This window comes from Pseudomonas sp. 9.3L (assembly GCF_058536285.1).
In genome coordinates this window covers 3,923,292-3,935,443 of record NZ_JBZUBK010000001.1, presented here as the reverse complement: position 1 = coordinate 3,935,443, position 12,152 = coordinate 3,923,292, and the positions used below count along the sequence as shown (strand labels likewise).

Here is a 12,152-nt window from a genome sequence, read left to right as displayed (position 1 = left end):
TATACAGACTGTAAGGTTCATCATTTACCGGCCGGTGCGGTAACCCCCGCACCGGGCGAATACTGCTCAGTGCATAAGCTTTTGAGCTTAGCCAGCGACAGGGGTACGCCAGTCGTCAGAGCCTGAAGTGCCACAGACTTCGTGCGTCCAAGTGATCTTCCGGTACGAGAAGTGGATGTCCTCCAAATGCGTGAAATGTGCGTTTGATGGATCTTGGCAGTTATGCATGTAGTCGGTGATATTTACGATGATCGCGTCTTCGAGTTTGGTGGTGTAATAGTGCTCCTGGGTGCCTTTATCAGAGGTGCGGTACCACTGGATCTCAACCCAATCGATCTTTTCGCCCGATGTTAGCGCCGCTAGCAACAATGGCGAGGCTTTGTCGAAGACTTTGGTAACGACCACCGGCTTGTGGACACGTTGACCGGTAGGCTGGCCTGACTGTGGGTCGCGCGGAATAATGACCTCATGTCTAAAAGCCTGGACCATTGCCTGGTTCTCATGGCCCTCCTGATAGGTATTACCGACTGAGTCAGCAGTGAAAGCGTTTTCTGTCATAAGACCTTGTTTCGCGCCAAATACGGACATGTAAGCAGGTGTTGCCATTTGGAATACTCTCCTTCGTGATCTGCGCGCAGGAAGACACTAAAAATAGCGTCTGCGCGCTGCAGTATTAACAAAGAGCGTGCCACTTTTAGTCCAGCCCTTATTTTCGGGGAGGTTGAGTCGGTCTTAGAACAGCCACCCTACCTGAGCACTTAAAGCTGGGATTAAACTGAGCAAGTACTTGCGCATATTTGGAGAATCTTTGCACAGCTTAATTGAAGCCTTTATTTTCATAAGTTTAGCGCATGCTGTCACGGGGATATCCACAGTATTATGTGCAAAAACTTGCGCACTTGACGCAACTGAACAGTTTTAAGTAAAAGCACAGCCAGAATAGCTTTGGTGAACTTTCCTACAAAACTTTAGGAACTTCCTGGCTTGTCATTTGCTAGCACTGGCGTACAGTCATTCGGAAGCGTTTCTAACCCCCTTGTATTGAGTGAAACCTTTTTGAACGAAAGCGCATTCCGCGGGGACAATAAACATTGTCAACTCCATTGCAGGTGACAGGCCTTAAGTCAATCAGGTCTGATAGTGTCACTCAGAGTAAAGGCTAGGCATGTCTTATCCAGACGAAATCTTGACGCGTTACCTTGATCTTGCGAAAGCGGCTATCTCTGCAGAGTGTTTCGCTGGCAAAGACATGCGATTCTCAACGGAATACGAAGCACTTGAGCAAGAAGTAGGCAAAGCTCAATCCATGCATGCCAATGGGCTGACAGACTGGGAAGCAGTGCGCCAAACAAGCGAACGCGTGCTTGAAAGCCATTCAAAAGACCTTCGGGTAGGGGCATGGTTGACGTGGGCACTTTATCAGCGGGAGTCGCTCCCTGGGCTGCTGGCGGGTCTTGGCCTCCTTCACTACTTGGCCTGCAATCACTGGGCTGAAGTCTATCCCACCAAAGGGCGAACCCGTGCGGCTGCACTCATTTGGCTGGTACCACGCCTTGAGCGCACATTGAACGAGCAGATTGCAATCAAGGAACAACTGCCGATGTTTCACCGCATGGTGGAATACATCGAAGGATTAGACAGCATTTTCAACCAGCATTTGGGTGAGCAGGCGCCTCTACTACTTCCAGTTTCTCGCCGGCTGAAAATGCTCGTCCAGCGCGCTTCCGAGACCCAGACCCATCCAGGGCCGCTGAGCACGGCAATCGCGCAAGTCAAAGGCGCTGCTGCCCAATGGGTAACCCCGGTAACCACCATCGACAACGAAAAAAGTGCTCAAAAGGCGCTCCGAACACTACAGGAGAACGCTCGACCGCTGTGCGCCTGGTGGCTCAAACAAAGCGTCGCGGCGCCTCGCGCACTGGCCCTTAGTCGTACACTGCTATGGTTGCCTATCGAGGCGCTCCCGGAGCACAACGCCGAGCTGATAACGCCGTTAAGGCGCCCACCTGCGGGCATAACAAAGGCGTATCAAGAGCGCTTTGAGCAAGGTAAGTACGCCGACCTGTTGGTAGACCTGGAAGCCAGCCTTTCAAACGCTCCGTTCTGGTTCGATGGTCAGCGAATGGCATGGGAATGCCTGCAGGGCCTGAATGCGACATGTGCGATGCAGCAAGTAGAAATTGAATTCGGGCTGCTACTCAATCGCTTGCCTGCGCTGGCAGAGCTACGTTTTCACGACGGAAGCCCCTTCGCGGACTCTGCTACGCGCTCCTGGATCGCTAGGTACATAACGCCGCACTTTCAAGCCCAGTCCCCGCCTACCCAACCTGAAGTATGTGGCGAGCCAACACCCAGGGAGTCAGCGCTGCAAGAGGCGATGTCAGTGTTGGGCAAGGAGGGCGTTAAAGCAGCCGTCCTACTACTCAAGCCAGGCTTGCAGGCCGCCAAAGGTGGGCGGGAGCAATTTTTATGGCAGCTATCGATGGCGAGGCTGTGCTTCATTGCGAAGAAATACGAATTGGCAAAGGCTCAGCTCGAAGCGCTGGACCAAGGGTTACACAGCCAGAATCTCAACGCGTGGGAGCCCGACTTAGCCCTAGAGGTGCTCCATATGCTCTACAAGTGCTGTGAACTTCTTCCTCAGAACCATGCTGTTCGGGAGTGTAAGGAAAAAATACACCTCAGGTTGTGCCATCTAGATCTCGAAGCAGTAATTGAATAGGCCTAGCGGCCACAGTATAAAAGGAAAATGCCCAATGGCCAAAGAAGGCTCTGTTGCGCCCAAAGAACGGGTAAACATAACATTCAAACCTGCGGTAGAGGGGGGGCGAGAGGAAATAGAGTTACCGCTGAAACTCATCGCTATTGGTGATTACATTCATCGGCCCGACGATCGCAAGGTGGAAGACCGTAAGCCAATCGGTATTGATAAATCGACATTCAATGAGGTACTGGCCAAGCAGGAGTTGAGCCTCGCAGTTAATGTGCCTAACCGTCTGAAGCAGGGAGAAGAGGACGAGTGTTTGAGCATGCAGTTAAGCATTCACACGATGAATGACTTCGATCCCGCCAATTTGGTGAAGCAGGTCCCCGAGCTGAACGCGCTAATGGAACTTCGCGATGCGCTGGTCGCCTTGAAAGGCCCCCTAGGCAATGCACCGGCCTTTCGGAAAGCGATCGAACAAGTACTTTCTGACGATGAAGCACGAGCGAAGGTAATGACCGAGTTGGGCATGAGCAGCCCGTTGGAACCTAACTAATTGCCCAAATATAGGAGCCTCCTCTCTTGAATACCAGTGCATTGCAAGAACGCCTAGAGCCCATCGAACACAGTGTTCTCGATAGCATCATTGCGCAAACCCGACTTACTCCCGACGACGAGGCCTATTCGATCGCCAAACGTGGAGTCTCGGCGTTCATCGAAGAACTGTTAAGGCCCCAAAATAAAGGCCAGCCTATAAAAAAAGCGTTAGTCGACCGCATGATTGCGGAGATAGACACTGTCCTTAGCCTGCAGATGGATGAAATCCTCCACCATCCAGACTTTCAATCGCTGGAGTCTTCGTGGCGGGGGCTAAAACTGCTGGTAGACCGTACTGACTTCCGGGAAAACATTAAGATCGAAATACTCAACGTTTCCAAGACCGATTTATTGGAAGACTTCGAGGATTCGCCAGAGGTCACTCAGGCTGGCCTTTACAAACACGTCTATACCGCAGAATACGGCCAATTTGGCGGTCAGCCGATAGGCGCTATCCTCGCTAATTATTATCTGTCTCCCAGCGCGCACGATGTGAAGCTCATGCACTACGTCGCCAGCGTTGCCTGCATGGCACACGCACCCTTCATCGCTGCGGTTGGCCCTCAGTTCTTCGGGCTAGAAAGCTTTACTGGCCTGCCCGATCTCAAAGACTTGAAAGACCATTTCGAGGGGCCCCAATTTGCCAAATGGCAGAGTTTCCGTACCTCGGAAGATGCGCGCTATGTGGGCCTCACGCTGCCTAGGTTCTTGCTCCGAAGCCCCTATTCTCCTGAGGAGAATCCGGTCAAATCCTTTGTTTACAGAGAAACCGTCGCTAATGACCATGAGCATTATTTATGGGGAAATACCGCTTATGCATTTGGCACACGCCTGACTGAAAGCTTCGCCAAGTTCCGCTGGTGCCCCAATATCATTGGCCCGCAAAGCGGCGGTGCGGTCGAAGACCTGCCGCTGCATCACTTCAAAAGCATGGGGGAAATTGAAACCAAAATCCCCACTGAAGTGCTCATCAGTGATCGTCGTGAGTACGAGCTCGCCGATGAAGGTTTCATTTCACTGACCATGCGCAAAGGGTCTGACAATGCGGCATTTTTCTCAGCCAACTCCGTGCAAAAACCAAAATTCTTCGGAATGAGCGAGGAGGGGAAAGCAGCAGAGCTCAACTATAAACTCGGCTGCCAATTGCCCTACATGATGGTAATTAACCGTCTTGCACACTACCTGAAGATCTTACAGCGCGAGCAACTGGGCTCCTGGAAAGAAAGGACAGACCTCGAACTAGAACTGAATAAATGGATTCGTCAATACACAGCCGATCAAGAAAATCCTAGCGCAGAGGTTCGTGGCCGTCGTCCACTGCGGGCCGCTCAGATTACGGTTAATGATGTTGAGGGTGAACCTGGTTGGTACCGGGTCTGTTTGAGCGTACGGCCGCATTTTAAATACATGGGCGCTGATTTCACGCTGTCGCTGGTTGGCAAGTTAGATAAAGAGTAAGTGGAGATACGCCATGATTGCATATGCCACGCTTTTCGACCGCCTGAATAACGGTGGGGTTGAGCTTGCTAGCCAGAATCGCGAGGCGTGCATCATGGCCTCTATAGCTAAGCATCTTGCAAAAATGCTTAGCACCCGAGCGGGCAGCGTACAAACGCTCCCTGATTACGGTCTTCCAGACCTCAATGATATGCGGCTCAGCCTGCATGATTCGCTCTGTCGCGCTCGCACTGCTATTGAAGTGTTCATCACTACGTATGAGCCTCGGCTGAGCAAGGTGCGCGTCATACCGCTCTCGCGCGACACTGATCAGCTTCGACTGGCCTTCCGTATTGAAGCCTTGCTTTCGCTGGAAAGCCTCAACCGTCCGGTTAGTTTTGAGGCGTGCCTTCAAGGCAGCGGGCAAGTCCAGGTGGTTTCATCCTTTGTAGCCTCTATGGCTCCTGGCAGAGGGCGGTAAGCATGTCCTTCAATCATTATTACCAAAGCGAACTGACTGCACTGCGTCAGTTGGGGCAGCGCTTTTCTGAACGTAGCCCGGCGCTAGCCCCTTTTCTGGGGCGGGAAGGTAAGGACCCAGACGTTGAGCGCTTGCTGGAAGGATTTGCGTTTCTGACAGGGAGGCTGAGGCAAAAGCTCGACGATGAATTGCCAGAGATCAGCCATTCGTTGATGCAGTTACTATGGCCAAACTATCTCAGGCCGCTGCCTTCTTTCAGCATCGTCCAGTTTGATCCGCTCACTCGCCCAGGCCCTGCGCTCAAGGTAGCGCGACATACACCGGTCGAAAGCCTTCCTCTCCATGGCACACGTTGTAGGTTTCAGACGTGTTACCTCACAGAAGTAATGCCGCTGGCATTGGTAGCCCTGACCTATTCGGCACGTGGTAACGGTTCATTACTAAGCCTACGAATGAAAATGAACAACGACGGGCACGTAGGGGAGCTTGCCTTGAGTCAGCTGCGCCTGCATTTGTGTGGCGAGCGCTACATCAGCCAAATGCTCTATGTTGGGCTGCTACATGATTTGGAGCATATTGAGCTGGTACCGCTTGATGACCAAGGCAAATACGTACTCGGCCTTGAGGGGGCAGTTATCAGCTGGGTGCTACCAGGAAGCAAGGTGCGCCCCGTCGGCTTCGCTGAGCAAGAAGCATTGATCCCATACCCGCTCAACACCTTTCGAGGTTATCGCTATCTACAGGAGTACTTTTCTTTTCAAGAGAAGTTTCTGTTTGTTGATATCGAGGGTTTAGACCTTCTGCAAAAGTTGCCAGAAGAGGTATTAAAACAGGTAAGGGGTCTGGAACTACGTTTTGATATTCGTAAGTGCGGTATTCAAAAGCTTCGGCCTACGCTCGATAACGTAAAATTATACTGTACTCCGGTTGCAAACCTGTTTAGTCACGATGCGCTACCTATCCGTTTCGATGGAAAGCAGGACGAGTACCTGTTATTGCCGGCTGAATACGATTCGGAGCACTGCGAGGTCTTTTCGGTAGACACAGTGATCGGCTGGAAGCCTAGCGGCTTGGATTACCAGGCTTACGTGCCATTTGAGTCGTTCGAGCATGATGTCAGTTTTGACGTTGCCGAAAGCCAGCCGCATTACAGTATTCGACAGCGAGCCTCCTCACTCCATGATGGTTTGGATACGTATTTAAGCTTTACCAGCCGTCAAGTTGACGCCCCGGAAACTTTGTCAATTGAGCTGACGTGCACAAATCGGAATCTACCGCAGAAGCTAAACGTAGGCGACATCTGCGTAGCCTGCGAGGACACGCCAGAGTTTTTGAGCTTCCGAAATATTGTTCAGGCTACCCCGAGTTATGCGCCGCCCCTGAATCAAAACTTCCTTTGGAAGCTGATCAGTAATATGTCGCTAAATTATCTTTCTCTGGCGGATGTCAATGCGTTAAAGGTTATCTTGGAAACATATGATCTGCCTCGCTATCATGACCACCGTGCAGCAAAGATTAGCAAGCGATTACTAGGTGGGCTGAAGTCCATCAAACATCAGCATGTCGATCGTTTGTATCGGGGGTTGCCTGTTCGCGGCGTGCGTACCGAGCTGGTAATAGATCCAGAAGGCTACATCGGCGATGGAGATGTATTTGTTTTTGCGTCAGTGTTGAATGAGTTTTTTGCACTGTATGCGAGCCTCAATTCATATCATGAGCTGTATGTTAAAAGTACGTATGGAGAAACTTATAAATGGGCACCCCGCATGGGCTTGCAGCCTCTTCTTTGAGCGAGCTGACACGGAGCATACGTGAATATTCGTTATTCCAGGCTGTGTTGTTAGTCATTGAGCGATTGCGCAAAGCATACCCATCTATGAGTGACGATGAGTTATACGAACACGTGGAGTTCCAGGCAAACCCAAGTTTGGGCTTTCCTTGCGCAGACGTAGATCGTGTGCAGTTTTTCGAGGAAAAGGGCCAGATGCGGGCACGCCTGCGAATCAACGTGATTGGCTTGATAGGCTCAGGGTCGCCGCTTCCTGCTTTTTATGGGGAGCAAGCTTTGGGAGAGTGCGAGGAGAGTAAGCTAACCCGTAATTTTCTGGATCTATTTCATGATCGTTTGCATCGGCTACTGTTGCCTGTGTGGCGTAAATATCGTTATCACATCAGTTTTCAGAGCGGTGCGGTGGATTCATTTTCAGCGCAGTTATTTGCCTTGATCGGATTAGGCAATGCAGAGATTCGAAAGGCAAAAGAGCTGAACTGGAGGCGGCTCCTTCCTTACTTGGGCCTGCTAAGCCTACGGGCGCACTCGGCAGCTTTGATAGAGTCGGTACTGCGTTATTACTTTAAACATGCTGAGCTGCGGGTGGAGCAGTGTACCGAACGCCGTGTTCGAATCTTGGCTGAACAGCAAAACCGTTTGGGCATTGCTAATAGCGTGTTAGGAGGCACGTTGGTGTTAGGTCAGTACGTGCGAGACCGGAGCGGTAAGTTTTGTATTCATATCTATCAACTTGATTGGAAGCGGTTTCATGAATTTTTACCTATAGGAATTGGCTATCAACCACTGCACGCCTTGGTGCGATTTACCTTGCGTGATCCTCTGGAGTACGACATCCGCCTGGTGATGTGTCATGAGGACATCCGAGAGTTACGCATTGGCGAACGAAACCCCTGTCACCTTGGCTGGACCAGTTGGCTGGGCCGCGAGAAATCGGACGGCATAGTTACACTTGGTAATACTCAGCAAGGACGTGAGCAATGATGAATATAGATTTGCATCAACTTGTACACGCGCTTGATGCCGAAACCCGCCGAGATCTTGAGTGCTGCGCCCAACGATGCCTTGTTCGCAGTGGCAGCAAGATTCTTGTGGAAGACTTGCTGGCAGCATTACTGCAACGCCCCCAAGGCCTTCTTGGGCGAGCTTTGACAGACGCTGACGTGGACGTGGATGAATTAAGCGCAACGTTGAAACCGCAAGTTGAATATAGCGCGTCGCGCAATCCGGTTTTTTGCCAAGCGCTCGTACAGTGGCTGCAAGATGCTTTGATCCTGGCTAGCCTTGAATTTGGAAAGTCCGAAGTGGACGAGGCGTGTTTGATTCTTGCCGTACTTTGCAATCCGCTACGTTATGCCGGCACCCGCTATCACCCCCTGCTTGCCAAGCTTAATAGAGAGCGGGTCAAGGCTTTTGCGCTTGACCGCCACGAGCAAACGCCTATGGCACAACCACCCAAGGCAACAGAATCACAGCTAGAGCGTTTCACCCACAACCTTACAAATGACGCTCGTGAGAACAGGCTTGATCCTGTGTTATGCCGAGACGCAGCCATACGCCAGCTGATTGATATCTTGGTTCGTCGACGTAAAAACAACCCAATCGTGGTTGGTGAAGCTGGCGTGGGTAAAACGGCCGTTGTTGAAGGCTTGGCGTTGCGCATAGTTGCGGGCGAAGTACCGCCAGCATTGGCTTGTGTCGAGCTCCTGTCGTTGGACATGGGCTTGTTGCAAGCAGGGGCAAGCGTTAAGGGTGAATTTGAGCGGCGCCTTAAGGGTGTCATGGAAGAAATCAAGGCATCTGCGACGCCAATTATTCTGTTCATCGATGAAGCGCATACGCTGATCGGCGCGGGTAACCATGCAGGTGGTTCTGATGCCGCCAACCTGCTCAAGCCGGCACTCGCGCGCGGTGAGTTACGAACTATCGCCGCTTCTACCTGGACAGAATACAAAAGGCATGTTGAAAAAGACCCGGCGCTGGCTCGGCGCTTCCAGCCGGTGCACCTGCGCGAGCCAACGGTCAGTGAGGCGGTGACCATTCTGCGCGGGCTGGCTCGAGTCTATGAGAAAAACCACGGCGTTTATCTGCGAGATGATGCAGTAGTGGCTGCTGCAGAGTTATCAGCGCGCTATCTGTCAGGTCGTCAGTTGCCGGATAAAGCGGTAGATGTCCTCGATACCGCCTGTGCGCGCGTGACCATCAGCTTGGCAGCTCCACCAGAGGCTGTTGAAACATTGCGTAGCGAATGGGTAGAAGGCACCCGGCAGTCTGAAGCCCTCCATCGTGATGCGCAGGCGGGTTTAGAGATTGATCTGAGGGCATTGGATGCGCTGGACTGTCGTTTGGGTGAGGCACGTACCGAATTTAAAGCGCTGGAAGCCTTCTGGGCCACTCAGAAAGCTCTGGCTGAACGTCTATTGACGGCACGTAGGCAACTTGCCAGCGTGCGTGAGTTTTCTGCGATCGCGGAGGTAGGTGCAGAGCCGTGCTTAGTGCAACTGGCGGAGAACGCGACGCAGGCGGCCGTCCATGTAGACATGATTGCCGATCTTGAAGTTAAGCTCGAAGCGGCACATAGCGCATTGATCAGCGCTCAGTCTGATACGCGGCTGGTAAGTTTCGAGGTATGTCCGCGCCTCGTCGCAGACGTAGTAAGCACGTGGACGGGCATACCGTTAGCCCAATTGGCGCGTGAACACGATTCAAAGATTGCCAGCTTTGCTCCACTGCTGAGTGCGCGCATACGTGGCCAAGAGCACGCCGTCCGCGCTCTGGACCGTTCGATGCGTGCCAATGCTGCCGGCCTTAATAACCCCAACGGGCCAGCGGGTGTTTTTTTATTGGTCGGCCCTAGCGGGGTTGGCAAGACTGAAACAGCCCTGGCGCTTGCTGACTTGCTGTACGGAGGCAAGCGTTTTCTGATTACCATCAATATGTCCGAATATCAGGAGCCACACACGGTTTCACGGCTCATTGGTGCGCCCCCGGGCTACGTCGGCTATGGTGAAGGGGGCATGCTCACTGAAGCGGTACGCCGCAACCCCTACAGCGTCGTGTTGCTCGATGAAGTTGAAAAAGCGCACCCAGATGTTCTCAAGCTGTTCTATCAGATATTTGACAAGGGCACGGTCAACGACGGCGAAGGGCGAGAAATCGACTTCTGCAATACGTTGATTCTTATGACGAGTAACCTTGGCAGTGACCTTATCGACGCCTTATGTAGTGAGCCTTCGCTGCCAACGGCAGAAGTACTAGAGCACGCTATCCGTCCAGTGCTAAGTGCGCATTTCAAACCGGCACTACTCGCTCGTATGCGTGTCGTGCCCTACTACCCCATTAGGGCCGGCGTAATGCGCGAATTGGTCGAATTGAAAATCGACCAATTAGGTGAGCGCCTGAAGCGGCGGCAGCTGGGGTTTAGCCACTCGCAGCGGGTTGTAGACTACATGGCCGAGCGTTGCGTACAGGGCGATAGCGGCGCGCGGCTGATTGATCAATTAATGGAACAGCAGGTGTTACCGAGGCTGACCGACCGCCTGCTTGAAGCAACAGCCAGTGGGCAAGGCCTTAAACACGTTCACATGACGCTTGCTGGCGCTGATGTGATTTGCGAGTTGAGCTAATGTTTAGTGATATTCCAGAACCATTAGCCTATGCCGAAAAATTGATTGGGCAGTTCGGCAGGGTACTAAACGTTTCAGGGCGCGAAGCTTTATTAGACGCTTTAGCTCAGGCGATCACTCCGTTAACACATTGCGAGCTGGTGCAAGTTTATATGGTAGACGCCACGCTTAAACGGTTGGATTTAGCCGTCGAGTGCCTGAACGGCGTGCTACACCCGCAGCCTTCCCGACGGCTTCACATGAATTACAGCGGCGAGCAACTACTTCAATTTTCGCTGATCCATAACCGTACTGTGTGTTTGGGTGATGTGAGCAGCAGTCTACATGAAGCCAATTTTCTTCCATCCCAAACAACAGCCTGGAAAGCACTGTTATGTGTACCTCTCGCCGCTCAAGGTCAGCGCGTACAGGGGGTGTTAGTGTGTGCAAGTGGTCATGAGGTCAGCCTTCAAGGGTTCGCCGAGTCAATTAGCCAACTAGGGTCGCTTTCGCTTGGTCGATTGCAGCTGCTGCACGGCCAGCAAAACGCGAATGCCATACAGCCAGCGCCCCCTATCAAGATCAATGAAAATCGTTATGGGCTGATTGGCGACAGTGCTGCGATGCGCCATGTGTACTCGCTCATCGGCAGAGTTTCGAATAGTCCTTGCACTGTCCTGCTGCAAGGTGAGACGGGGACTGGGAAGGAATTGGTTGCACGAGCGATCCATGATTACGGTACTCGTCGCGCTAAGGTTTTCGTTGTCCAGAACTGCGCAACATTCCCTGAGCAACTCTTGGAAAGTGAATTGTTTGGCTATCGCAAGGGCGCCTTTACGGGTGCTGATCGAGACCGCGAAGGTCTATTTCAAGCGGCTCATGGTGGAACGTTGCTACTCGACGAAATTGGCGATATGCCCTTGTCCTTGCAGGCCAAGCTGCTGCGCGTATTGCAAGATGGCGAAATTCGACCATTGGGCTCTAACACAGCAAGAAAGGTTGACGTGCGCATCATCGCCGCTACGCATAGAGATTTGATGGCATTGGTCCGTGAGGGCAGTTTTCGTGCAGACCTTTATTACAGGCTAGCTCAGTTTCCTATTGAAATGCCCCCTTTAAGGCATCGTGAGAGCGATGTACTTCATATGGCACGACACTTTGCCGATCAGGCTTGCGTATTTCTTGAGCGTACACCTGTAAGGTGGCCCCATAACGTATTACATTACCTTAGCCGATACTCATTTCCAGGCAATGTGCGTGAGCTCAAAGGGGCAGTCGAACGCGCCGTGCTGTTGTGCGATGGTGAGGAATTGGAACTTGGGCATTTCTCCTTGGGGCCAGTTGATGCTCAAAATGACAAAAATATAACACTGCGGGAGCAACTCGAAATTATCGAGCGTGATTTGCTGATTCGTTGCTTAAGCAAAAACGGTGGAAACAAGACGGTAACGGCTCGTGAACTAGGTTTGCCGCGCCGTACGTTTTTGTATCGCCTTGATCGGCTTAGTATCAACAAGGCGGCGCTCAATGATTAAATCA

9 protein-coding genes are annotated in these 12,152 nt (G+C 52.1%); 8 read left to right on the top strand and 1 reads right to left on the bottom strand.

The features are described from left to right. Window positions 1-87 precede the first annotated feature (87 nt). Window positions 88-606, bottom strand: a complete 519-nt coding sequence (locus AC4LE2_RS18160) for an Hcp family type VI secretion system effector (RefSeq protein WP_491827180.1) — start codon at window positions 604-606, stop codon at window positions 88-90. Between the two features lie 559 nt (window positions 607-1,165). On the opposite strand from AC4LE2_RS18160, the gene tssA reads away from it, so the two are divergent. Genes tssA through AC4LE2_RS18120 form a run of 8 tightly spaced genes read left to right on the top strand, consistent with a single transcriptional unit; the run spans window position 1,166 to window position 12,148 of the window. After that, window positions 1,166-2,722: a type VI secretion system protein TssA gene (gene tssA, locus AC4LE2_RS18155; protein WP_491827178.1), complete on the top strand. Its 1,557-nt coding sequence runs from the start codon at window positions 1,166-1,168 to the stop codon at window positions 2,720-2,722. A 34-nt stretch (window positions 2,723-2,756) separates the two neighbouring features. Further along, a complete protein-coding gene (gene tssB, locus AC4LE2_RS18150; protein ID WP_491827176.1) occupies window positions 2,757-3,260 on the top strand; it encodes a type VI secretion system contractile sheath small subunit in 504 nt (167 codons plus the stop codon). Window positions 3,261-3,286: 26 nt separating this feature from the next. After that, entirely contained in the window at window positions 3,287-4,759 is a 1,473-nt protein-coding gene (tssC, locus tag AC4LE2_RS18145; protein ID WP_491827175.1) for a type VI secretion system contractile sheath large subunit, read from the top strand. 13 nt (window positions 4,760-4,772) lie between these two features. Further along, complete coding sequence (gene tssE / locus AC4LE2_RS18140) at window positions 4,773-5,219, top strand: type VI secretion system baseplate subunit TssE (RefSeq protein ID WP_491827174.1); 447 nt, start codon at window positions 4,773-4,775, stop codon at window positions 5,217-5,219. Window positions 5,220-5,221: 2 nt separating this feature from the next. Continuing rightward, window positions 5,222-7,009 (top strand): type VI secretion system baseplate subunit TssF, encoded by a 1,788-nt coding sequence (gene tssF, locus AC4LE2_RS18135; protein WP_491827172.1) that lies wholly within the window; start codon window positions 5,222-5,224, stop codon window positions 7,007-7,009. Further along, window positions 6,973-7,992, top strand: a complete 1,020-nt coding sequence (tssG, locus tag AC4LE2_RS18130) for a type VI secretion system baseplate subunit TssG (protein WP_491827170.1) — start codon at window positions 6,973-6,975, stop codon at window positions 7,990-7,992. The genes tssF and tssG overlap by 37 nt, the downstream gene beginning before the upstream one ends. Next, entirely contained in the window at window positions 7,989-10,634 is a 2,646-nt protein-coding gene (gene tssH, locus AC4LE2_RS18125; protein WP_491827168.1) for a type VI secretion system ATPase TssH, read from the top strand. Before tssG ends, tssH begins: the two co-directional genes overlap by 4 nt. Continuing rightward, the gene (locus AC4LE2_RS18120; RefSeq protein ID WP_491827166.1) at window positions 10,634-12,148 is read left to right on the top strand and encodes a sigma-54 interaction domain-containing protein; all 1,515 of its coding nucleotides are present in this window, start codon (window positions 10,634-10,636) and stop codon (window positions 12,146-12,148) included. Before tssH ends, AC4LE2_RS18120 begins: the two co-directional genes overlap by 1 nt. The last annotated feature ends 4 nt before the right edge of the window (window positions 12,149-12,152 follow it).